We start from the raw sequence: 23380 nt of genomic DNA on the forward strand, positions 1-23380 counted from the left end.
CGCGCCTGGCGGCGGGCCGCCGACGCGGGCGCCGCGGCAGCCCAGCGCGTGCGCGCCCTGGCGACCAGGGCCGCGCGGCGCATCGCCACCGCCGCGCGACGAGCGTTGGGCTTCTGGGCGCAGCGCCGCGTCGCGAAACCCGCCCTCGTCTATGTCCTGGCGGCCGCCGTCGTCCTGATCATCGTCGGCGCAGCCGCGTGGGCACTCGCGGGGAGGGGCGCACCTGCCGCAACCGCTCCGAGCGCGCATGCGACCCCCACGACCGCGCCGACGGTGGCCCCTGCACCCACTGCCACGAAGCCCTCACCCACGCCCGCCCCAACCCCGGTGGACGAGAACGCCATCTACGCGACCATAGAGACCGAGAAAGCCAATATCCGAAGCGGCCCCGCCACCGTGTACCCCATCATCAGCGTGGCCGAGAAGGGGCAACGGTTCCAGGTAATCGCCCGCTCGCCCAAGAGCGACTGGTTTGAAATCTGCTGCATTCAGGGCAAAAGCGCCTGGGTGTATCAAGACCGCGTGAAGATTTGGGGCGACATGAACGCCTTGCCCATCTCCACGCCCACGCCCCCACCGCCCCAGCAGATTCGGACCACATCCGACGGCACAGGGCGCTAGCCCCGACGCCCCGAGTTCGCAGCGATGAGCAAGGAGACGCACCATGGCACGATTGGAAGGGACGACTATCAACAACCGCTATGAAGTGTCCACGTTCCTCGGCCGCGGCGGCATGGCCGAGGTGTACAAGGCCCACGACCGCGACACCGGCCGCACCGTGGCGCTCAAGTTCCTGCGCGACGACCTGGCCGAGGACAGGGTCTTCCTGCGACGGTTCCGCCGCGAGGCCCAGGTCCTGGAACAGTTGCGCCACCCCAACATCATGGCCTATTACGGCTTTGAGGAAAGCGGCGACAAGGCGTTCATCGTGGTGGAATACGTGGACGGCGAGACGCTACGACGCAAACTGCGCAGGCTCAAATCGCCCCTGACCGTCGGGCAAGCCCTGAGCATCCTGAAGCCCGTGTGCGAGGCGCTGGACTACGCCCATTCGCTGAACATCTACCACTGCGACATCAAGCCGGCGAATATCATGATCCAGGGCGATGGCCGGATTGTGCTAACCGACTTCGGCATCGCGCGCATGACCGGCGTGGCTACGGCCACCAGCCTCACGCCAGGGACCCCCGCGTACATGGCCCCCGAGCAGTGCCGCGGGCAGGATGTCAGCGCCCAGACCGACATCTACTCGCTGGGCGTAACGCTGTTTGAGATGATCACCCTGGAGCGCCCGTTCAAAGGCGATACGGCCACGATCCGCGGCTCGGCCAACGAGCGCATCCGATGGGAGCAGATTCGCAGGCCCGCGCCATCGCCGCGCGTGTTCAATCCCGACGTCCCCCTGACGGTGGCGCGGCAGGTCCGCATCGCGCTGTCCAAGAAACCCTCGGCCCGCCATGCCTCCGCCACGCAGTTCTTCCAAAGCCTGCTGGTGCCCGGGGTCGTTACGATTGATCACGACTGGCACTGGGAAGCCCTGGAGCCCCGCCCTGGCGACGAAAGGCCCGAGGACGCCGAGACTCCCTCTACCTAGGCGGGGCCCAGCACCGACCGCAGCACGTCGGGGCGGTTGGTGATGATGGCGTTGACGCCGAGCGCCGCCAGCCGCCGCATGTCGTCGGGATCGTCCACCGTCCAGACGTTCACCTCATACCCCTTGCGCCTGGCCCATTGCATGTATCGCGCGTCCACCATGCTGTAGTGCGGGTGGAGCGCCTGGGGTTTCAGCAGGAAGCGGAACCAGGCCCTACGCAGATACAGGGGCAAGTCCGGCGCGTACAGAAGGCCAATTTTCAACTCGGGGGCAATCCTACGGACGCGGAGCAGCGAGAACGGATTGAACGAGGACAGGATGACGCGATCTTGCAGACCGCGCGCACGGATCAGGTCAATGGTCGCCCTTTCCAGACCGTTGTCGGCCAGGCTTGTCGTCTTCAGTTCCACGTTGACGATCATGTGGGGTTCCAGGACATCCAGCACTTCTGCCAGCGTGGGGATGCGCTCGCCCGCGAACCGCGGCGAGAACTTGACGCCGGCATCCAGCCGCTTTAGTTCCTCCAGCGTAAACCCCGCCACCGGCCCCGTGCCGTCGGTCGTCTTGTCCACGCTGAAATCGTGGATCACCACGGGCACGCCGTCTTTCGTGAGGTGCACATCCAACTCGTACCCGTCCGCGCCGTACTGATTGGCCAGGCGGAAGGCGGCCAGGGTGTTCTGCGGCGCGTCGTGGCTCGCCCCCCTGTGCCCCAGATTGAGAACCCGCTGTCCCATGAGACCTCCCGCGTTTATGTCAACTCTTGGCGCGAGGCCCTTCGGCCTCGGTCGCGGCGCGGCGTACCCTGCGGCGCTCGTCGTGCGCCAGGCGCTCCAGCGTGGCCCCACTGCCCTCACCCCCGCAGCGCCGCAGGGCGCGAGCAACGGCAGCGCGCACCAATGGGAAGCGGTCGCCTGCCGCCCGCTCCAGCGCGCGAGACGACCGTCTGTCGCCCAGAATCCCCAGGGCATCGGCGGCTGCGGCGCGCACGCTGGGGACGGGGTCGCCCAGCAGGATTTCCTCCAGCGCCTGCCGCGCCTTGTCCGTGCCCACCGCTCCCAGGGCCAGCGCCGCCCGCCGGCGGATGACGCGGTCGCCTCGACGGAGCAGGTCGGCCAGCCGAACGGGATCTCGCAGTTGGGAGACCTTGGCGGGAGATAGGCGGGTAGGCGCTGGCGCCGGCGCGGCGTGCGCTTTGCGCTCGCCAGGGGGGAGGAAAATCTCATCCAGGGCGCGCCCCAGTTTCTTCGCCGCCTGCGCCTTCTCCTGCGCGTCATCGGGCTTCTGGGTCGCGTCGCGGGAGCGCCCCGCAAACTGGAGGCAGTCCACCACGCGCACGCCCAGCTCCTGGGCGCGCTCCGCCAGAGCCCGGTCCGACGTAACCAGTGTCGCGTCGCGCCTGCCCCCGGAAGCGGGGATTCGGGCCAACTCGCGGATGATGGCCTCGTCCGCACTCACGCCGGGCGGCGCAATCTGCACGCGCACGTTCCCCCTTGATGGGTACCGCCCCTGGACGCCGGCGTCAAAATAGACCAGAACCCGATGCGGCTTGTGGCGTTTGCTCTTGCCCGGCTCGGCCCAACGCTGGAGCCACGACACCAGCAGGGTATCATCGGCGGAGCGCAGCAGCCCGGCCCGCGCCATGTACTCCTTCAGGTTATTCCCGTCCACCACATACAGGCCCACCGCGCACCTCCGCCTGGTATCCGTCGGCTCCGCATGAAACAAAAGCCGCACCCCCCATTCGCGTGCGGCTCCCTGCGAATCCCAGGTGCCCCCAAGGGAATTCGAATCCCTGTCGCAGCCTTGAAAGGGCTGTGTCCTAGGCCTCTAGACGATGGGGGCTTGCAACGGTATTCTACTTATCGTGCGCGATTTGTCAAACTCAACTTACTGGACTCGGCTTCACCGCGTGTTGCAGGTGCGATGCACGTCTAGAAGTACATCGCGCCTTGGTCGCCAACGCAATACCGAGCCACAAGAGACCCCGGTTTTGCCCTGGGCCAGGAGCGCGCTATACTATGCTCACCAATGCGCACGCGAACAAGCCGACAAATGCGTGCTCCGCCCTGTTCTTGAGCCACTGCAAGAGGCAAGCGAAATGAGCCTGCTCGCGGATTTGCTAACCCTGAGCCGCGTGCCGATGGGGCTCGCGGTCGTGTACGCGGGGATGAGCGCCGGCTCCGCCGCGCTGCCCCAGGTCATCTGGCTTTCGCTCCTGGCCTGGACGGTGGACAGTGTGGACGGCCACCTGAAGCGCGCCTCGCGCAAGCCGCCGGGCTGGGTCGGCCGGAATGACCTGACTTTTGATGTCTTCTTCAACGCTTGTGTCGCCTTCTTCTTCGCCCTATCGGGTCTCGTCTCCGCCTGGCTCTTCTCGGCCTGGGTTGGTGCTGTGGGCCTCGTGCGGCTCAAACTGCGGTCGCGATCGGGCGCCATTGCCGCGAACGCCCTCGTCGTGCTCACCCTGGTAGTCAAGGCGTTTGAGCAGGCGCTTGCGCTGGGCGGCGCCATCATCGGCTGGGCCGTCGTCGCCCTCGCGTTGGACAGAAAGCAGTTCGTCCGGCGGCTTCGGCTGTTCGCCCTGGGCATCCCTGCCCTGGCGCGGCGCTGGCCGGCCCTCCGTGAGCAGGCAGACCCGCCCGCGTCCGACGAGTAACGAGCAAACGCCCGGCCCTCCCCTCAAACGCTGCCCTCGTTCCCGCACAAAAAATCGGTGCAGCGAGCATAGCCCGCTGCACCGAAGAAATCCGCGCCTGTCTCGGCCTAGTACGGCGGAGGCGTCCCGAGCGCCGTGATGCGGCCTTCTACCGTGGCACTGATCGGCGAGTGCGTCTTCACGTACTCCACCATGTACTCAATGTCCACGGTGTAGGTGTCTTCCTGCGGAGCGAGGGGCAGAGTGCCGTAGTGATCGCCGCCGCTCGCCATGAAACTGTTGACCAGCACCACATAGGTGCGCGTCGGATCCAGCGGCTCGCCGGTGCGGGCATCAATCACGTCGCCGATGATGCGCGAGTGCGCCGGCAGGTCGTAGTCAAAGGTGAAGCGCAGACCCGACACCTGCACGATGCCGTGCTGGCCGGTGATGCCGTCTTCCAGCGTGGCGCGCACCTGCTCGCCCGTCAGCCACACCTTGACGAACGTGTTGCCGAACGGCAGGACGGAGAACAGCTCCCCGTAGGTGATAGGCCCGGCGTCAATGTCCGCGCGCAGACCGCCGCTGTTGGTCATGGCGAAGTCTATGGTGTCGTCATAGGCCCGCATGGCGTCGGTAACGAAGTTGCCCATGGCCGACTCGTGGCGGTAGTCACGCGTGAGCGGCACCAGCGCCTCGCCGATGACCGTGTTCTTGAGTTCCTGCACCGCATCCAGGTACGGTTGCAGCGCCGCGGCCACACCCTCGTCGCGCACGACCACTTGCCCCTCATACGTAGCCGGCCCACCGTCCCAGGTGTTGTACACGTTCTGCGTGGGCTTCACGGTGAATCCGGTAACGGTCTTGAACCACGGGTCAACCGTAAAGTCCACACGCCCGAAGGCGCTGCCGCCGTTGTAACTCTGGATGACGGGGATACCGTTGATCGTCGTCGCGATCCGCGAGTGGGTGTGCCCCGACACGAGCAGGTTGACCTTGGCGGGATCCAGGGCGTTGGCAAGGGTCGCGATGTCGCCGTAGTCGGGCGCATAGCCGCCGATGTGGGCGATCACGATGACCATGTTCGCGCCGCCTGCCCAGACCTCGTCAAGGATGGCGTTGATCTCGGCGGCCGGGTCGGTAAAGTTCAGGTGGCCGGTGAACGCCGGATTTGTGATGCTGCCCGTCTCGGGCAGAGCGACGCCGATGAGCCCGATCTTGACGCCTTTCGCCTCAAGGTAGGTGTAGGGCACGGCCCAGTCGGGTCGCTCGCCGGTGTCCTTCAGCCGGATATTGGCCGATACCCACGGGAAGTTGGACTGGGCGATGCGGTCGGCCAGTTTGTCCAGCCCCCAGTCAAACTCGTGGTTCCCGAAGGTCGCGCCCATCAGTCCCAGCGCGTTGAAGCCGGCGATGGTAGACTCGCCGAAGAAGTAGTTGCTCTCCAGCGTGCCCTGCATCATGTCGCCGGCGTCCAACGGGATCACGCCGCCTGGGTTGAGGTTGCGGAGCACGTTGTAGTACCCGGCGATCCACGCCAGGCCGCCCACCACATTGCCCCTGGACCAGGAGTAGGTGCGCCCGACCAGCGCGCCGTGGAAGTCGTTGGTGGCGACCACGTTCAGCGTGAGATCGGGTGGCTTGACGACGTACACCACCTCAAGCACCGGGCGCTTGGTGGGGTCGCTGTATTCCATGGACGCGAAGGCATACTCGCGCGAGACATCATCGGCGGCTTCCAGCAGGAACCCGAAGTTGTCCTCGGCGGCGGTCATGTCCGTCATCCAGTCGCGCACGGCCTGGGTTACGTCCAGTTCCACCCAGCCCTCCTCGGGCTTCAGTTGGACGGTGTCCAGCGCGGGCATCTGGCGGTCGGTCGCGCCACGGCCGCCGGCAATCTCCCACATCTCGCTGGCCGAGGCCTGCTGCCACGTGGCCTCGCCCGCCGACCAGTTCTTCAGGGCCTTGTACACGTGCAAGCCGAGCGAGCGAATCGCCAGGTCGTAACTCCCGCTGGAGCAGTCAAACCACGGGAACAGTGGATAGCAGTCGCCCGGGTACTCTACAACCTTCACGTAGTAGATCCCGTCCGCGGGAGCCGTCCAGACGATGGTGGAGGCCCAACCCGGGCCGCTGTCGTCATCAAAGGCCAGTTGCGTCCCGCTGGCATCGTACAGGTACAGCATGGTGTCATAATACTCGCCCAGGCGCAGCGTCTGGATCATGTAGCGGGTGCCCGCGGTGGCCTCAAACTTGACCCAGTCGCTCTCGGTGCACTCGTGGAAGCCATGCGTTTGCGGCAGGCCGTCCACTGTGAACCACTGGGCCTGCTCCATCGTGTCGTCCGGCTCGTACATGTCGGGCGAGCAGTAAGGGGCATCCGCCGCCCCGATGGCGTTCGGGGCCGGGCTGCCCTTGATCTTGGCAACTAGGCCCGAGATGCCAGGCGCTTTGTCGCCATCCCCCGGCGGGAACTGGTCAGGCGGTAATTCGGTCTGAAACTTGTAGAGCCTCAGGGTAGCCTTGGCCACGACGCTCCCTTCGGGGAGACCCGCAGCAGCCAACCCGCCACCCAGGTCAAACCTCACCAGGCTCTCAAACTCGCCGCCGGTGCGGACCTTGATGCGGTCGCGGCCCTCGTAGTTCGCTGCCGGCGCCCACTCGCTGATCCAGGTGTCCGCCGACGCCTGGAAGTGCTCCACGCCCTTGCTGGCCACCGGATACGTGGTGTACAGCACGTACAGTTTCGGGCGCATCGCTGGATTCCAGTAACTGGACGAGGCGAAGGCGCGCGCCATGGCTTTGGTGGCGCTCCCGCCCAGGAACAAGCCCTTGTTCATCGTGCTGTCAGACACCCACTCGGCGACCACCGACGTAACATCCAGGTTCACCTCGGTCTCGTTGGTAATCGTAACCGAATCGGCGGCGGCTGCGCTGCGGTCGGTCGCCGAATCGTTCGCACCCGGCATGCCCCACATGTCGCCGGTGGTGGCATTGAGCCAGGTCGCCTGGAGTTCGTCCCAGGCGCGATAGACCTGGTAGGCGGATAGCGTGAAGGGATGCATAGTGGCGACGGGTAAGGGATGCCTAGTGGCGACGGGTATCGGGCGATTGCCAGCACCCGCAGGGGCCAGCGACCCTAGGTCCACCGGATAGAGCGTGAGCCGCGCCTTCAGCACCGTCGCGCCCGCGGGGATGCCCGACAGATCAAACTTGAGGAGCGCCGCGTGGACATTCCCGTTGCGCACGTAGAACTCGTTGCGCGCGCCGTAATTCGCGTCCGGCTGCCACCCGTTGATCCACGTGTCTGCCACAGCCGTGAGGGTAACTTCTTGCGCCAGATCATCGGGGACCGCTGCGGCGGAAGGCCCGCCCGAAGCGCTTGGGGGGGCTGCCGTGGAGGGGATCGCCACCAGCAACATGGCAACGATCACGAGCAAACCCAAAAGTCGGCCTTTCATACGGAACCTCCTTGCCTTTCACTCATAACTCAATGGGGGATACACACGATTCGGAGGCGAGCCTCAGATCGGTCAGAGGGACGCCCCATCAACGGTACAGGTCTGGAGAATCACCTCCTTTCTGGGCCGCTTGGCCTGACCGAGAGCGATGCGGCGCCAAGGTCTGGCTCGTAGAAAGGACCCAATGCCGGAATCGCCGGCTACCATCACGATCCACTACGGCAGTGGCTCGTCTCTCAGACGGGTAAAGCGGCTTTCCATGCGTGGAGTATAGACCACCTGCCCGCAAGCCCACTGGGCTTCACGATTATATTCTAGCGTAGGCGGGCGGTGCTGTCAACCACCGCGGGCAAAAGACAAGTTTAAATTTTCGCGCAATCCTGCGTTGCACGCTCACGATTTTCAGCCACGGGCGGGGCGCGCCCGCAATCGCCGCTGAACCCAAACGCCGAGTGCGGCTCCGAGCAGAACCCACGAGACGAAGCGAAGCAGTGGCCACTGGAAGTTGCCGCCGAGCAGGTTGGCGTGCGCCGTCGCCAGGGCGAAGGCCAGGTAGTTCAGCGTGTGGACCGTGCGCCAGGCCGCGCCGATGCGCTGCCGCAGAAATGCCGCGACGACCGCAACGGCGATGAGATACCAGGCAGGCCGGCCACCCAGTTGCAGGAACACATGCACCGAGTCAAAGCGCGGCAGGAAAACGCCCAGGCTCTGGCCCTGCACTGCCACCAGCATCGGATGCAGGGTAACCAGCGCCAGGCCCGTGATGGACACGACGTGATGAATCCTGACAAACGGCCTGCCGAAGAACCGCACCAGTTCCACCATGTAGGCAGGCGAAACGATGGCACAGAAGATCAACAGGTAACCCATGAGCGCCAGGAAGCGAATCCCCGCGACCATCGGGGTCGCCGCGGGCAAGGCCACCTGCACCCCCGCCGCCACGGCCGCCGCGCCCCCCACAACGCCCACAAGAACCCCGGTGTGCTTCGCCTTCTTCGCTCGCGGCACGAATCCACCCCTTCGGTTTCACGCGAGGCCAGGCCCCAGCGCAACGCAAAAGCCCCCGACCGCTATGTGCGGCCAGGGGCTTCCGTACTCAACGCGCCAGACTCCGTGGATGGGGACATCACTCATCGCCCTTCGCGGATGCCTGCTGCTCCAGTTTGGCCCACGTGTCGCGCAGGCCCACAGTGCGATTGAACACAAGGTGCCCATCGGTAGAGTCCGGATCCACGCAGAAGTAGCCCACGCGCAGGAACTGGTAGCGGCTTCCGGGCGCGGCCCCTCGCAGGCTCGGCTCCACCTTGCACCCCTGCAGCACCTCCAGCGAGTTGGGATTGAGGTAATCCTTGAAGTCCTTGCCCTCCTCCACCTCGGTGGGGTCGCGCTTGGTGAACAGGTAGTCGTACAGGCGCACCTCGGCGTCCAGGGCGTGCGCCGCCGAGACCCAATGGAGCGTGCCCTTGACCTTGCGACCATCCGCGGAGCGCCCGCCCCTCGTCTCGGGGTCGTAGGTGCAGCGCAGTTCCACCACCTGGCCCGAGGCGTCCTTCACCACTTCCTGGCAGGTTACGTAGTAGGCATGCTGCAGCCGCACCTCGCGCCCGGGAGACAAGCGGAACCACCCCTTCGGCGGTTCCTCGCGGAAATCGTCCCGTTCCACATACAGCACGCGCGAGAAGGGCACCAGCCGCGTCCCCATGGACGGATCCTCGGGGTTGTTGACCGCCTCCACTTCCTCCACCTTGCCCTCGGGGTAGTTCGTGATTACCAGCCGCAGGGGGCGGAGTACCGCCATCACCCGCTGCGCCCGCTTGTTCAAATCCTCCCGCACGCAATGCTCCAGCAGCGAGATGTCCACGATGCTCTCATTCTTGGCCACGCCGATGCGGTCGCAGAAGGTGCGGATGGCCTCGGGCGTGTAGCCGCGCCGCCGCATCCCCGCGAGAGTGGGCATGCGCGGGTCGTCCCAGCCGCTCACGTGGCCGCCCTCCACCAACTGCAACAGCAGGCGCTTGCTGAGCACCGTGTAACTCAGGTTCAGCCGCGCAAACTCAATCTGGCGAGGATGGTGAATGCCCAGTTGCTCAATGAACCAGTCGTACAGCGGGCGATGATCCTCGTAGGCCAGGTCGCACAACGAGTGCGTGATCCCCTCAATGGAATCGGACTGCCCGTGCGCCCAGTCGTACAGCGGGTAGATGCACCACTTGTCGCCGGTGCGGTGGTGCGACACGTGGCGGATGCGGTACATGATGGGGTCGCGCAGGTTCATGTTGCCCGACGCCATGTCAATCTTCGCGCGCAGGACGTGGGCGCCATCGGGGAACTCGCCCGCGCGCATCCGCCGGAACAGGTCCAGGTTCTCCTCCACGGAACGGTTCCGATAGGGGCTTTCCTTGCCCGGGATGCCAAACGCGCCGCGATACTCCTTGATCTCCTCCTCGCTCAGGCTATCCACGTAGGCTTTGCCGTCTTTGATCAGTTGCTCGGCCCACTCGTACAACTGCTCAAAATACTGCGAGGCGTAGTATTCGCGGTCCCCCCAATCAAACCCCAGCCAGCGGATGTCGCGCTTGATGGCCTCCACGTACTCGGCTTCTTCTTTGACGGGGTTCGTGTCGTCAAACCGCAGGTTGCAAAGGCCGCCGAACTCCTCGGCCATGCCGAAATCAATGCAGATGGCCTTGGCGTGGCCGATGTGTAGGTATCCATTCGGCTCGGGAGGGAACCGCGTGCGCACGTAGGTGAACTTGCCAGTGCGCAGGTCCTCCTCAATTGCATCTCGGATGAAATTGGATGGGGCAGGAGATTCGTTTGTCGCCATGGATTTGCTCCCTCATCTCGCGCATCGGGTTGCGCCGGTGTCAACCGTCTGCGCATACTATATCACGGAGTCGCTCTGGAATCAAGCGCCATCGCCGAAGAACGCATCCACTGCGGAAGAGAACCTCGCGGGGGACTGCCTCGTTGCAGAACCGCGGTCCTAACAAAAATCCGACTCGCAGAAGCACCTTCTGCCAGCCGGACACCGAATCAGGCTGGGGGACGAGGATTCGAACCTCGGTCGACTGATCCAGAGTCAGTTGTCTTACCACTAGACGATCCCCCAGGACCGCGCTTATAATAGCACAAAACGTCCGCCAATGCAAAAACGGCCCGCCCAAGAAGAGCGCTTCGGTGGGTTGCCGCCGCCACCGCAACGGGCGAAGGGCTGAAGCAATCCCTTCCGAGAACTCCCCATTCGCGCAGATTCGTGTTATTCGCGGTTACAACTCCGCGGGCAGGCAGCGCCTCACTTCCCCACCCACAGGACAGGCAGCCGAAGCCTGGGCGACGCGGGCACGCGCGTCGGCGTCGGGCTGGGTGTCGGCGTCGGGGCCAGCACTCTGGTGTCGGCCGATGCGCTGGCCCCGGCGCATTCGGCGCAGCCCAACACGACCGTGTTCGTGAACACCGACCCGCCGGCCAGAGACGAGCGGGTATGCGCGACGAGGCGAATCGTCCGCTCCTCGCCGGGCGCGAACGTGCCCAGATTCCACGTAACGATGGGATTCCCCCACTGGCCCACGCCCCCGGAGTCCGCGCTCACGAAATCCAGGCCCGCAGGCAGCGTATCCGTGAGCACCACCTGCGTGATGGGCACGCGGCGCAAGTTGGTTACGGTGATGAAATAGCGCTGATTGTCGCCCGCGCGGATGGGATCATACAGGTCGCCCTTGAACAGGCGCGGGTGCGGGGCGGCCGTCCCGCCGAGCACCCTCAGCGCATCGCCGCGGGCATCCACGGCGAAGGCGTCGGCATCCCCATCGTGATCCACATCCGCCGCGTCCACGTCCATGGGCCAAAGACCGGCTTCGTAGTCCAGCCGTCCGCCGAAGCCCCCGCTGCCATCTCCCAGCAGCACGCTGACATCGCCCGAACCTCGGTTTGCCGTCGCCACGTCCGCCAGCCCGTCCCCGTCTATGTCCGCCAGGGCCACCCCCGTGGGGTCAGCGCCCACATCCCACTTGCGCACCGCGCCGAACGAGCCGTCGCCGCTGCCCAGCAGGACCCCCACCTGCCCCGCGTCGCGCAGCGCAACCACAGCATCGGGGACGTCATCCCCGTTCACATCGCCGACATCCAGCGCACCGACCCGCCCGCCGGCGGCAAAGCAGGAGACCACAAACGTCCCCGCCGACGTGCCCAGCAGCCTGCACACTTGCTGGCCCGATTCGCACCCTGCCACGCCGTCCAGGACGCCGTCGCGGTTCAGGTCGGCCACGGCAAGATGGCGGGGGTCAGGTCCCGCCTGGTATGGGAGCGCATCTTCGTGAAAGTCGCCGCTGCTCGTGCCGTAGAGCACCCGCACGCGATCGGCGCGCGTGTCGCCAACCAGCATATCCGGGTTGCCGTCGCCGTTGAAGTCCCCGGCCGCGAGGCCCTCGGGCCAGCCGCCCAGGAAATGCACATGAGGCCCGTCCCACGCGCCCTCGGCCGTGGCGAAGAAGACCCACAGTTCGCCGCTGCCCATGTTCGCCAGCGCGATGTCGGTGCGCCCGTCGCGGCTAAAATCGCCTGTCTCCACGGCCGACGGGTAACTCCCCGTGGCCAGGGTCGCCCACGGCTCAAGCCCTCCCGCGCCTCTGCCCCGAAACAGCGACAGCGTACGGCTCTGGCTGCTGATGACCAGCGCGTCGGCCCAGGTGTCCCCGTCCACGTCCGCGATTTTCACGGCCACCGGCCCATCGCCCACGGGATAGGCGCGCGCCGACACCAGCCCGCCCCCGCCATCGCCGAGGAACAGCGCGATCCTGTCGCGCAAAACGTCGCCGATGGCCACATCCGGCCACCCGTCGGCACTCCAATCCCCCACCGCCACAGTCGAGGGGCTTTCGCCCGCGGGCAGGGAATAGGCTGGCCCAAGCCCCCCAGCCGAAGCCGGCACAACCGACAGGGTCTGCCCGGCGGCGTTCGCGGTTACGATGTCGGCCCAGCCGTCTCGGTTCACGTCGCCCACGGCCAGGCCCACCGGCCCCCGGTCCGTCAGCGCATACAGCGGCTCGGCGAACGTGCCATCGCCAAGACCGCGCCACCAGAAGACCCGATCCGTCAGCGAGTCCGCCGCGACCAGGTCCGCATGTCCGTCCGCGTTCAGATCTGCGGCCGCCAGACCGCGCAGGCCAGGGGATGCGGGCACGCTATCCGCGATGCGAAACGCCCCCGCCCCCGTGCCGAGCAGAAGCGATATGCCGCCGGCCCCCGGATTGGCGACGGCCATGTCCCACAAGGTGTCGCCGTCAAAATCCGCGGCGGCGATCTCCGTTACACCCGCTGCGATGGCCGTTCCCAGGCCGGTCGCGAACGTGCCGTCGCCCCGTCCGGGGAAGATCACCACCGTGCCCTGTCCGGGCACCGAAGCGGCCACATCCAGGCGTCCGTCGCCGGTCCAGTCGGACACGGCAACGCCCCCCGGCAAACCCTCCAGCGGTAGAGTCGTGCGCGGCGCAAAAACGCCGGCGCCACTTCCCGCGAGCACCCGCACTGCTTCCTCGGACTGCCCGATGCACGCCATGTCCGGCCGGCCATCGCGGTCGAAATCCCCTGCCGCAAGCGCCGCCAGCCCAGGGCACGCCGCAGAAAGCACCGGCGCGCGAAACGTGCCGTTACCCGCGCCCTCCAGAAACGCAATGCTATCGTCGTCCCTGGCCGCCGCCACAACATCGGCCAGGCCATCCCCGTCCGCATCCACGTTCAGGACCGCCACGGGAGCGCGCCCCGCGGGAAAATGCAACGCAGCCGAAAGCACAGGGCGGGGATTTGCCGATCCCCCCTGCGCCCCCGCGATGAGGAGTGTGGCCAACAGCAAGATCAACGGCAGCACGCGAACTCTCATGCCGACCTCCGACGGGCCGCCCGCTTTCGGCCTGCGCGGGCCAGCCGCGGCAAGAACCCAGAGCGCCGATTGCAGTATAGCCCCACATCCCATTGCCGCGCAACTGCGAACACGGCGTGCCCGCGCCATCCCCCCACCGTCGCGGCAAAATTGACATCCCCCCGTCGCTGCATGTACAATCCGCCCAGGTCTACTCTCAAAGGAGAATCGCGGCGAATGTCACAGTATCACTACGGCGGCCAGGCGGTCATTGAAGGCGTCATGATGCGAGGACGGCGGCACATGGCCGTCGCCGTGCGCAAGCCCGATGGCGAAATCATCGTCCACTCGGAACCCCTCACCAGCAAGTTCCACAAGAGCCGCGCCCTCCAACTCCCCCTGCTGCGCGGAGTGGCCACGCTCGTGGACACCCTGGTCCTGGGCATCCGAAGCCTGATGTACTCCGCCGACGTGGCCCTGGGCGAGGAAGACGTGCAGTTCTCGGGGCCTATCGCCTGGGGCACGATAGCCGTATCGTTCGCCCTGGCCATCGGCCTGTTCTTCGTCTTGCCGCTGGTCATCGTCAACCTCGTGGATCGGTACATCGCCTCGGCGCTGGTCAGCAACATCCTTGAGGGCATCATCCGATTGGGCATCTTCCTGGCCTATGTGTGGGCCATCGGGTTCATCCCCGACATCCAGCGCGTGTTCGCCTACCACGGCGCGGAGCACAAGACCGTCAACGCCTACGAGAACGGGACGCCGCTCACGCCCGACGCGGTGCAGGCGCATACCACCGCACACACGCGGTGCGGCACGGCGTTTCTGCTCGTAGTGGCGGTGGTGTCCATCTTCGTCTTCGCCTTTCTGGGCCGCCCGTCGTGGCCCGTGCGCTACGCGTCGCGCATCCTGCTCATTCCCATCATCGCGGGCCTGTCCTACGAGTGGCTGCGGTTCTCGGCGAACCATCAGGCGCGGCGCTGGGTCAGTTGGATTTCCGCGCCTGGCCTGGCCCTGCAGCGCCTCACCACTCGCGAGCCCGACTCGGCCATGGTGGAAGTCGCCATCACCGCCCTGACCCGCGTCGTGGAGGAGGACGCAAAGTCTGAAGAGCCGCGCCCCGATTTGCACTGAAGTCTTGCGGGAATCGGCGGCCCGTGTTATAATCTTCACAACGAATATGGAGGTCGCGGGTGGCCAGAAGCCCCCAGAACAGACAGCAACAGAGAGCGCAGTCGCTGAACGAGCAGGGCCTGGCTCATTACGCCAATTGGGAACTGGACGAGGCCATTGACTGCTTCCGCAAGAGCATCCGCCTGGCGCCCGATACCGCCGACTACCACCTGAACCTGGCGCGCGCCCTTGCGCGAGCAGGCGACTATGACCTCGCCCTGAAATCCGTTGCCGAATTCCTGCGCTGCGAACCCACGGGCGCTCTGGCTGCGCGCTTCCAGCAGTTCTTCGCCAATTCGTTTGACCCTGTTGAGGCCGTGCTCACTGACAAGATGAAAGCCAGGGGGATGTCGCTGGAAGACACGGGCGCCGCGCTCCAGATGTGGCTGGAGTTCCGAATCGCGCGGGGACGCGAGAGCATCACCCGCACCACCCCCGAGGCCTGGGCCGCGGCGCTGGACTACACCGTCCAGAAGGTCAACTTCCGAGACGCCACCGTCCAGGCCGTCGCGCGGTTCTACAACACCAGCGCCGCGCGCGTCCGAGCGCGCCACAAACAACTGATGGAAACGCTGGACATCATGCCCTGCGACTACCGATATTTCACAGGCAAACAGAACCCGTTGGACAAACTCATTGAAGCCGCGACGTTGCTGGAGGAACTGGAGCGCCGATTCAGCCAAGGGTAGAATCGGCTCCCCGTGAGGTCTCTGGCCGCGCAAAGGAGCGCAGCGAACAGGACAAGGCACATCCACCGGAACAGGCCGACCGACAGGCGCGTCTCCTGTTCCGCGTTTTTTGAATACCGTCGCACTCGCATCGCGCACACAGAAAGGAGAACAGCAATGGCTCAAGAAACCGAATTCCGAATCCGACCCGACGCACTCAAGGAGTTCTGCACGCGCGTGTTCGTGGCCCTCGGCGTCCCGCAGGGAGATGCCGAAATCACCGCCGACGTGCTGGTGGCCGCCGACCTGCGCGGCGTGGACTCGCATGGCGTTGCCCGCCTCAAGCGGTACGTGGACGGCATACGCACGGGGATGATGCGGCTGGACGCCAAGCCGCGCGTGGTCCACGAGACGCCCACCACCGCCACGATGGACGCCGATGGCGGCCTCGGCCAGCCCCCGTCGTACCGCGCCATGCAGATGGCCATCGCGAAGGCCGAAAAACTCGGCGCGGGGTTCGTCGCCGTGCGCAACTCCAACCACTACGGCATCGCCGGCTACTACGCCATGATGGCACTGGAGAAGGACATGATCGGCATCTCCACCACCAACGCCGACGTGCTGGTAGTCCCCACCTTCGGGCGCAACGCCATGTTCGGCACCAACCCTATCGCCGTGGCGGCCCCCGCCGGAAAGGAACGCCCCTTCGTGCTGGACATGGCCACCTCCGTCGTGCCGCGCGGCAAACTGGAGGTCTACGACCGTCTGGGCAAACCCATGCCCGACGGCTGGGCCACCGACGAGACCGGCGTCGGCACGAATGACGCCACGCGGGTGCTGCGCAACTTCGCGACCCGCGCCGGCGGCGGCCTGCTCCCCCTGGGCGGCGAGGGCGAACTGCACAGCGGCCACAAGGGCTACGGCCTGGCGCTCCTCGTGGACATCCTGTCCGCCGTCCTGCCTGGCGCGGCCTACGCGGACTTGGTGTACCCGAAGACGCCGGACGGCAAGCCGCTCCCTGCGAACATCGGCCACTTCTTCGGCGCGCTCCGCATTGACGGATTCCGCCCCGTCGCCGAGTTCAAGGCCGACATGGACGAACTCATCACGCGCATCAAGAATTCGCCCAAAGCCCAGGGCGCCGAGCGCATCTACATCCACGGTGAGAAGGAGTTTGAGAAGCAAGCCGAGCGCGAAGCCCGCGGCATCCCGTTGCATGCCAAAGTAGTAGCCACGCTGCGCGAAATCGGCGCCGAACTCCAGGTCCCGTTCCCAGGATAGCATCGGAGGAGATCGCCATGTTCAGCGTCCCGTTCGGCAAAGGCCGACTTGAATTTGACCTACCTCGCGGCTTCCGCGGGCATGTCGTGGAATCCAAGACCCTGCCCCCCATCGCCGACGTCCCGGCCGAGGTGCGCAACTACCTGCAGCACCCGGTCGCGTCGCCGCCCCTGCGCCAACTGGCCGGCCCTGGCGACAAGGTCTGCATTGTGTTCACCGACATCACGCGCGCCAGCCCCGACTATCTCCTCGTGCCCCCCGTCCTGGAAGAACTGGAGGCAGCCGGCGTCCGCCGCGACGACATCACGCTCCTGTGCGGCGTCGGCATGCACCGGCCCAGCACCCCCGAAGAGAAGGTCGCCAAGCTCGGTGCCGATGTCGTCCGCAACTATCGCGTGATTGATCACGAGCCACAGAACCCCGACGCCCTGGTGGACCTGGGCAAGACGCCTTCGGGCATTCCGCTGACGGTCAACAAGATCGCCTACGAGGCGGACTTGCTCATCGCGACGGGCATCGTGGAGCCTCACCAGTACGCGGGCTACAGCGGCGGGCGCAAGACGTTGGCCGTGGGCGCGGCAGGCGAGGAGATGATCGCCTACAGCCACGGGCCGCACATCGTGGACCACCCGGGCACGCGCCTGGGCAAGATTGAGGGCAACCCGTTCCACGAGGCGGTTACGGAAGCGGCCCGTCGCGCCGGCTTGCGGTTCATCGTCAACGTGGTGATTGACGACAACAAGCAGGTTGTCGCCGTGCGGGCGGGTGCCCCCGAAGAGGCCTTCATGGAACTCGTGGCCATCGCCCGCTCCATATTTGAAGTGCCCATCCCCCAGCAGTACGACGTGGCCGTGGCTGGCATCGGCTTCCCCAAGGACGCCAACCTGTACCAGGCGTCGCGGGCCGCCAGTTACCTCTTCTTCGCGCCGACCCAGGTTGTCCGCGACGGCGGCTACATCATCCTGCCGGCGGGATGCGAGGAAGGCCCCGGCGAGGGCGTCGGCGAGCAGCGCTTCTTTGAAACCATGCGCAACGCCGCTTCGCCCCAGCAGATTCTGGACGACGCCCGCAAGTACGGGTACAAGCCCGGCGAACAGCGCGCCTTCGTCATGGCCAAGGTGCTGGAGAAGAACAAGGTCATCGTGGTCGGCAGCAAGGACCCCGACATGATCCGCCAGGCGAAGATGATTCCGGCGGCAACCATGGACGAGGCATTCGCCATTATCCGGGCCGACCTTGGGCCGGAATGCGACGTGCTGGTGGTCCCCCACGCGCTCCTGACCCTGCCCATCGTGCAATCGTGATCGCAAAGGAAGACATCATGGCTCAACGACGACGCGAGAACATCCCACACCTGCCCACCGAAGAGCAGTACCTGAACTGCATCCGCTGCGGCCTGTGCCTTTCGGCCTGCCCCATCTACCGCGAGACGCTCCGCGAGACCGACGGCCCGCGCGCCCACGTGGTCCTCGTCCGCAAGTACGCGGAGGGCGAACTGGACATCAGCCCCGAATTCGTGGACCTCATGTACAAGTGCCTGGACTGCGAGGCCTGCAACGCCATCTGCCCCGTGGGGATACGTCCGGCGGATTTGGCGATGGAGATGCGGCAGGTCATCCACAAGACCACGCCGCAACCGTGGCTCAAGAAGCCCATCTTCCACGGCTACTTCCCGCACCCACTGATCCAGGAACTGTCGGTGCTGCCGCTGCTGCTGTATCAGCGGCTGGGTCTGCAGACGCTGGCGCGCAAGTTGGGCATCCTGAAACTCCTGCCGCGGCAGTTGCAGGATATGGAGCACATGGTGCCCGAACTGCCCGCGCGCTCCTTGCGCCAGGTGCTGCCCGAGGAAATCCCCCCGATGGGCGAGGAGAAGCACCGCGTCGCGTTCTTCCTGGGCTGTTTCCAGAGCACCATCTTTGCCCAGGAGAGCGAGGCCACCGTGCGCGTCATGGCCCGCAACGGCTGCCGCGTGTTCACGCCCAAGCAGGTCAAATGCTGCGGCATGCCCGCCGCCGGCTACGGCGACATTGACTTGGTGAAAAGCCTGGCGCGGTTCAACATTGACCTCTTCCTGCCGCTCAACCCCGATGTCATCGTTACCGACTGCGCCACCTGCGGCTCCACGCTGAAGCACTACGGCGAGATTCTGAAGGACGACCCCGAATACGCCCAGAAAGCCGAGGCGTTTTCCGCCAAGGTGCGCGACATCTCCGAGTTTCTCATGTCCATTGACATCCGCGCGCCGCGGGGAGAAATCCGTGCGCGGGTTACCTACCACGACCCCTGCCACCTGGTCCGCGCCCAGAAGGTGCGCAAGCAGCCGAGAGACCTGCTGAAACTGATCCCCGGCGTGGAATTCGTAGAGATGAAGGAATCCGACTGGTGTTGCGGCTCCGCGGGCACGCAGATTCTCACGCACTATCACAACTCCCTCGCGGTCAACAGGCGCAAGATGGAGAACGTCCGCGCCACGGGCGCCGACATCGTCGCCACCGGATGCCCCGGCTGCCAGATGCAACTGACCATGGGCTCCAACCACTACAACGTCAACGTGCGCGTCGTGCACCCCATCCAGTTGCTGGAGGAAGCCTATCGGCGCGAAGAAGCCCAGATCGCAGACGAAACGTCAACAGGAGAATGACGAGATGATAGAGCCTCGTGTGGTCAAAGAATTGGAAGCGGTCGTCGGGAAAGAGCACGTGCTGTCGTCGCCCGAAGATCTCATCGCCTATTCCTACGACAGCACGTTTGAGGAGCACAAGCCCGACATCGTCGTGAGCCCCGCCAACACCGAAGAGGTGTCGCAGGTCATGCGAATCGCCTACCGCGAGAACATCCCCGTGGTTCCGCGAGGGATGGGCAGCGGGCTTGCCGCGGCGTCCATCCCCTACTCCGGCGGCATGGTGCTGAACCTCACGCGCCTCAATCGCATCCTGGAGATTGACCAGGAGAACATGATCGCGGCCGTGGAGGCGGGGGTGGTTACCGCCGACTTCCAAGCCACGGTGGAGGAAATGGGGCTGTTCTATCCACCGGACCCGTCATCCATCAAGCACTCCACCATCGGCGGGAATATCGCGTGCAACGCCGGCGGGCCGCGCTGCCTGAAATACGGCGTTACGTCGGACTACGTCCTGGGCCTGACGGCCGTGCTCCCCAGCGGCGAGATTCTCAAGACCGGCGGCAAGGCCATCAAGAACGTAACCGGCCTGAACCTGACCCAGTTGCTGCTCGGCTCCGAGGGAACGCTGGCGGTCATCACCGAAGCCCTGCTGCGCCTGATGCCCAAGCCGAAATACACCCGCACGGCCATGGTTACCTACATGCAACTGGACGACGCCGCGCGCACCGTCAACGCCATCCTGCTGGAAGGCGTGGTGCCGGCCACCATTGAACTCATGGACGACACCACCATCAACACGATTGAGGAGTACCTCCACCTGGGGCTGCCCACCGACGCGGCGGCCATCCTCATCATTGAGACCGATGGGAGCGACGAGCAGACGGTGTTGCGCGAGATGGAGACGGTGGCGCGCGTGGCCCGCGAGTGCGGCGCAACGGATGTCAAGGTCGCCCAGAGCGATGCCGAACGCAACGAACTGTGGCGCGGCCGCCGCTCGGTGTCGCCGTCGCTGGCCCGCCGCCGGCCAAACAAACTGGGCGAGGACATCTCCGTGCCCCGCTCGGCCATCCCCGAAGCCATCCGCCGCATCAAGGCCATCTCTGCGAAGTACAACCTGCCCATCGTGGTCTTCGGCCATGCGGGCGACGGCAACCTGCATCCGAACATCCTGTTTGACAAGCGCGACCCCGACGAGTGGCACCGCGTGGAGCAGATCTCCGGCGAAATCTTCGGCATGGCGGTGGAACTGGGCGGCACGCTGACGGGCGAACACGGCGTGGGCGTCCTCAAACAGCCTTATCTGGAGATGGCGCTGGGCAAGACGGCCATCGCGATCCAGCAGGGAATCAAGAAGGTGTTTGACCCCAAAGGGCTGCTGAACCCGGGGAAGAAGTTTCCGGCGGCGTAGCGGCGAGTTTGCCCGAAGAACACCTCGCTTGACACAAGGCGCGGCGCGGGACAACCCTGCTCGCGCCTTTCCTTTTGCGGCGACTGACAGTGGAACGGGAAGCGAGCGTAGGGCTGGTTTCCATACCTGCCCCTCGCCTGCGGCGGCTATGGAAAGCCGCCCTACGCGCTTTCCCATTGCGCCACCAACCCACTGCGAGCGTAGGGCAGGTTTCCATACCTGCCCCTCGCCTCTTCGCAGGCGCGAGTACGGCTTCGCGCCGCCCGCGACACGGTTTGACAACCCCGCGCAAGCAGGGTACAATTTATTTACTGTGCGCCCGTAGCTCAATAGGACAGAGCGTCTGACTTCGAATCAGCAGGCTGTGGGTTCAAGTCCCGCCGGGCGCGCCTGAACACACGGTGCAAGCCCTTCTGCGAGCGTGCGCGGCAAGCCCAGAAGGGCGTTGGCTTATTCGGGACACGTGTCGGTGGCCCGTAGCCCGCAGCGGGGTCGGTCGTGAGCAAATCCCATGAGACGAGAACGACACTCCTTGCTACCACGGCGGCTCACTTGGCGACGATGCGCCATGCTCATCCCTGTGCTGGCGCTATCCCTCTGGGTTGGCGCCAACGCCTATCTAGGCAGGCTCTCGTCCATCCCAACCCCCTTCGTCCAGGAGTTGGCCGACACGGACTCCATCCAGCGGCTCCTGGTTGTCGCACCCCACTGCGACGACGAGGTACTCGCCGCCGGCGGCCTGATTCGGGAGGTGATCGGGCGGGGCGGGCAAGTGCGAGTCGTGCTCGTTACCAACGGGGATGGCTCCTTCTCGGGCACCATCGTGGAATACCGGAAACTGTATGTCGGCGCCGCCGACTACATCCGCGCCGGCTCGGCCCGGCAGCAAGAGTCGCTCAACGCCCTCGCCGCTCTGGGAGTGCCGAAAGACGACGTCCTCTTTCTCAGTTACCCGGACCGCGGCACCATGCGCCTTTGGGAGCAGTACTGGGATGATGGTCGGCCCTATCGGTCGCCGTACACAAAGGCCATCCGCAGCCCTTACGAACGCACCTACAACCCGGGCGCCGTGTACTCCGGCCACTCCCTGCTCTCGGATTTGCAAGCCATCTTGCAGTCGTTTGACCCCGACACCGTCGTGGCGCCGCACCCGGCCGACGTTCATCCAGACCATTGGGCCTCCGGCGCCTTTACCGCCCTGGCCATAGCAATGCAGCACCGTACACCCAGTCCAAGGCTCCTGCTGTATCTCGTCCATCGGGCGGACTATCCCGTGCCCCGCGGACTCCTTCCCTTTGCGCCACTCCTACCGCCCGCGCGGCTGGTAACCGACACGAGCATCTGGGGCAAGGTAACCCTCCCCGACGACGTGGCGGAGCAGAAGCACCAGGCCCTGAACCTCTACCGAAGCCAGATGCCGCTCCTGGGCCAATTCCTCCGCTCGTTCGTCCGACACAACGAACTCTTCTGCGAACCGCTGACCCAGGTTGCGCCCCGACTCGCCCCAGAACAGGCCCTGACGCCAGATCCCAGGGACTGGCAGACCGCCGACGGAAGCCCTATCCTGCCGGTTGCAGAGGACTCGGTGCGCGATAGCACGTCGCAAGAACTGGGGGCAGGCGCCGACTTCGTCGCACTGTACGCCGCCCAAACAGACACGGAACTGTGGATAGCGGCGCAACTGCGCGGAACCTCCAATCCGCTGCTTTCCTACACATGCCTGGTGCGCGCGGCGAACGGAGCCGAGGTCGCCCGGTCGCGGGTGCTGTATCCCCCCAAACTGGGCGCTCGCCCCAGGACCGAGGCCATGGGCCCCTACGTCCTTGTGCGGTTCAACCTGGCCGAACTCGGCTATCCGCACTCGGTGGTGGTGAGTTTCTCGGTCAACTACCCAGGAGGGAAAACCATTGACCGCATCGGTTGGGTCGTTGTCAACCTGGACTGACGAGGACGCCTCACCCGCCCACGTGGTCCCCTACACGCCGGACTACCGCGACGCGATCCGCCGCATCTACGCCGAAACGGCCTTCTTCGGCGGGCCGGTGGAGACCTACTTTGACGATCGCAACCTCTTTGCAGACCTCGGCATAGACACGTACCTGGACCACTATCCCGAATACGCCTGGGCCGCCGAGAGCGAGGGCCGCATCGTGGGGTACATCGTGGGGTGCCCCCTGGGCGACGGGCAGATGCGCCGCCACAACCTGGCGCGCCTCCCCCACATCCTTGCCCGACTCGCGGCGGGCCGGTATCGCGTGGGCCGCAAAACCCTGGCCTATCTCCGCGACCAGGCGCTCGCCGCGCTTGGCGGAGAACTGCTGGAGATTCGCTCCAACTCCTATCCCGCAAACCTGCACATCAACCTGCTGCCGGCCTACCGTGGCCACGGGCTTGGCGCGGCGTTGCTGCGCGCCTACCTGGGCAAACTCGCCTCCGACGGCGTGCCCGGGGTGCATGCCGTAACCACCGAGAGAAACGAGGCGGCTGTACACCTGTACCGCGCGTTCGGGTTCACCGTGATCGCGGAGGCGACAACCCACGCCTGGAAACGCTACGTGGGGGGGCCGCTGCGCCTCATCGCCTTCGGCCTGCGGCTTTCCCCCGACGACTTCGCAGAAGCAAGCGCCCAAACCCCTAGACAGGCACGCATCCTATGCTATAATGATTCACGGAG

Annotated in this window: 17 protein-coding genes and 3 tRNA genes; 12 read left to right on the plus strand and 8 right to left on the minus strand. The window is 65.6% G+C overall.

What is annotated here, in order from left to right:
• Positions 1 to 621: SH3 domain-containing protein (locus tag H5T65_09270; GenBank protein ID MBC7259427.1), on the plus strand; the 621-nt coding region annotated here is incomplete at its 5' end.
• Between the two features lie 43 nt (positions 622 to 664).
• Positions 665 to 1594, plus strand: coding sequence for a serine/threonine protein kinase (locus H5T65_09275; GenBank protein MBC7259428.1), 930 nt, complete (start codon positions 665 to 667; stop codon positions 1592 to 1594).
• Here H5T65_09275 and H5T65_09280 read toward each other — a convergent pair.
• From H5T65_09280 to H5T65_09290, 3 genes are all read right to left on the minus strand, one after another.
• Positions 1591 to 2331, minus strand: coding sequence for a glycerophosphodiester phosphodiesterase (locus H5T65_09280; protein ID MBC7259429.1), 741 nt, complete (start codon positions 2329 to 2331; stop codon positions 1591 to 1593). The genes H5T65_09275 and H5T65_09280 overlap by 4 nt on opposite strands.
• 19 nt (positions 2332 to 2350) lie before the next feature.
• Positions 2351 to 3280: an NYN domain-containing protein gene (locus H5T65_09285; GenBank protein ID MBC7259430.1), complete on the minus strand. Its 930-nt coding sequence runs from the start codon at positions 3278 to 3280 to the stop codon at positions 2351 to 2353.
• Positions 3281 to 3366: 86 nt separating this feature from the next.
• Positions 3367 to 3439: transfer RNA gene (locus H5T65_09290), tRNA-Glu, on the minus strand.
• A gap of 256 nt (positions 3440 to 3695) precedes the next feature.
• On the opposite strand from H5T65_09290, the gene H5T65_09295 reads away from it, so the two are divergent.
• Positions 3696 to 4253: a hypothetical protein gene (locus H5T65_09295; GenBank protein ID MBC7259431.1), complete on the plus strand. Its 558-nt coding sequence runs from the start codon at positions 3696 to 3698 to the stop codon at positions 4251 to 4253.
• Positions 4254 to 4360: 107 nt separating this feature from the next.
• Here the strand turns inward: H5T65_09295 and H5T65_09300 are convergent, their stop codons facing one another.
• The 5 genes from H5T65_09300 to H5T65_09320 all read right to left on the minus strand — a co-directional run bounded on the left by H5T65_09300 (position 4361) and on the right by H5T65_09320 (position 13571).
• Positions 4361 to 7693, minus strand: a complete 3333-nt coding sequence (locus tag H5T65_09300) for a DNRLRE domain-containing protein (protein MBC7259432.1) — start codon at positions 7691 to 7693, stop codon at positions 4361 to 4363.
• 402 nt (positions 7694 to 8095) lie between these two features.
• Positions 8096 to 8701, minus strand: coding sequence for a hypothetical protein (locus tag H5T65_09305; GenBank protein MBC7259433.1), 606 nt, complete (start codon positions 8699 to 8701; stop codon positions 8096 to 8098).
• A gap of 118 nt (positions 8702 to 8819) precedes the next feature.
• Positions 8820 to 10520 carry a glutamine--tRNA ligase/YqeY domain fusion protein gene (locus tag H5T65_09310; protein ID MBC7259434.1) on the minus strand — a complete coding sequence of 567 codons (1701 nt, stop codon included), beginning with the start codon at positions 10518 to 10520 and terminating at the stop codon, positions 8820 to 8822.
• Positions 10521 to 10734: 214 nt separating this feature from the next.
• Positions 10735 to 10805 (minus strand) — tRNA-Gln (locus H5T65_09315).
• Between the two features lie 183 nt (positions 10806 to 10988).
• Positions 10989 to 13571: a VCBS repeat-containing protein gene (locus tag H5T65_09320; GenBank protein ID MBC7259435.1), complete on the minus strand. Its 2583-nt coding sequence runs from the start codon at positions 13569 to 13571 to the stop codon at positions 10989 to 10991.
• 216 nt (positions 13572 to 13787) lie between these two features.
• Between H5T65_09320 and H5T65_09325 the strand changes: the two genes are divergently transcribed.
• The 9 genes from H5T65_09325 to H5T65_09365 all read left to right on the plus strand — a co-directional run.
• Positions 13788 to 14684 carry a DUF1385 domain-containing protein gene (locus tag H5T65_09325; GenBank protein MBC7259436.1) on the plus strand — a complete coding sequence of 299 codons (897 nt, stop codon included), beginning with the start codon at positions 13788 to 13790 and terminating at the stop codon, positions 14682 to 14684.
• A 59-nt stretch (positions 14685 to 14743) separates the two neighbouring features.
• Positions 14744 to 15412 carry a tetratricopeptide repeat protein gene (locus H5T65_09330; GenBank protein ID MBC7259437.1) on the plus strand — a complete coding sequence of 223 codons (669 nt, stop codon included), beginning with the start codon at positions 14744 to 14746 and terminating at the stop codon, positions 15410 to 15412.
• Between the two features lie 156 nt (positions 15413 to 15568).
• Entirely contained in the window at positions 15569 to 16672 is a 1104-nt protein-coding gene (locus H5T65_09335) for an Ldh family oxidoreductase (GenBank protein ID MBC7259438.1), read from the plus strand.
• Between the two features lie 17 nt (positions 16673 to 16689).
• Positions 16690 to 17976, plus strand: a complete 1287-nt coding sequence (gene larA, locus H5T65_09340; protein ID MBC7259439.1) for a nickel-dependent lactate racemase — start codon at positions 16690 to 16692, stop codon at positions 17974 to 17976.
• 17 nt (positions 17977 to 17993) lie between these two features.
• On the plus strand, positions 17994 to 19316 hold the full coding sequence (locus H5T65_09345; GenBank protein ID MBC7259440.1) for a (Fe-S)-binding protein: 1323 nt from the start codon (positions 17994 to 17996) through the stop codon (positions 19314 to 19316).
• A 4-nt stretch (positions 19317 to 19320) separates the two neighbouring features.
• Positions 19321 to 20706: an FAD-binding protein gene (locus tag H5T65_09350; GenBank protein ID MBC7259441.1), complete on the plus strand. Its 1386-nt coding sequence runs from the start codon at positions 19321 to 19323 to the stop codon at positions 20704 to 20706.
• A 315-nt stretch (positions 20707 to 21021) separates the two neighbouring features.
• Positions 21022 to 21095: transfer RNA gene (locus tag H5T65_09355), tRNA-Arg, on the plus strand.
• A gap of 122 nt (positions 21096 to 21217) precedes the next feature.
• On the plus strand, positions 21218 to 22651 hold the full coding sequence (locus tag H5T65_09360; protein ID MBC7259442.1) for a PIG-L family deacetylase: 1434 nt from the start codon (positions 21218 to 21220) through the stop codon (positions 22649 to 22651).
• A partial coding sequence (locus H5T65_09365) for a GNAT family N-acetyltransferase (protein ID MBC7259443.1) occupies positions 22614 to 23380 on the plus strand: 767 nt, incomplete at its 3' end. The genes H5T65_09360 and H5T65_09365, both read left to right, overlap by 38 nt.

The organism is Chloroflexota bacterium, from assembly GCA_014360805.1.
Lineage (GTDB): Bacteria > Chloroflexota > Anaerolineae > DTLA01 > DTLA01 > DTLA01.

Bases quoted from the DNA above. Each gene is read 5' to 3' on its own strand.
- H5T65_09360 (MBC7259442.1), top strand. From the start codon at position 21,218: ATGAGACGAGAACGACACTCCTTGCTACCACGGCGGCTCACTTGGCGA.
- H5T65_09275 (MBC7259428.1), top strand. From the start codon at position 665: ATGGCACGATTGGAAGGGACGACTATCAACAACCGCTATGAAGTGTCC.
- H5T65_09325 (MBC7259436.1), top strand. From the start codon at position 13,788: ATGTCACAGTATCACTACGGCGGCCAGGCGGTCATTGAAGGCGTCATG.
- H5T65_09310 (MBC7259434.1), bottom strand. From the start codon at position 10,520: ATGGCGACAAACGAATCTCCTGCCCCATCCAATTTCATCCGAGATGCA.
- H5T65_09300 (MBC7259432.1), bottom strand. From the start codon at position 7,693: ATGAAAGGCCGACTTTTGGGTTTGCTCGTGATCGTTGCCATGTTGCTG.
- larA (MBC7259439.1), top strand. From the start codon at position 16,690: ATGTTCAGCGTCCCGTTCGGCAAAGGCCGACTTGAATTTGACCTACCT.
- H5T65_09345 (MBC7259440.1), top strand. From the start codon at position 17,994: ATGGCTCAACGACGACGCGAGAACATCCCACACCTGCCCACCGAAGAG.
- H5T65_09280 (MBC7259429.1), bottom strand. From the start codon at position 2,331: ATGGGACAGCGGGTTCTCAATCTGGGGCACAGGGGGGCGAGCCACGAC.
- H5T65_09320 (MBC7259435.1), bottom strand. From the start codon at position 13,571: ATGAGAGTTCGCGTGCTGCCGTTGATCTTGCTGTTGGCCACACTCCTC.
- H5T65_09295 (MBC7259431.1), top strand. From the start codon at position 3,696: ATGAGCCTGCTCGCGGATTTGCTAACCCTGAGCCGCGTGCCGATGGGG.
- H5T65_09335 (MBC7259438.1), top strand. From the start codon at position 15,569: ATGGCTCAAGAAACCGAATTCCGAATCCGACCCGACGCACTCAAGGAG.
- H5T65_09350 (MBC7259441.1), top strand. From the start codon at position 19,321: ATGATAGAGCCTCGTGTGGTCAAAGAATTGGAAGCGGTCGTCGGGAAA.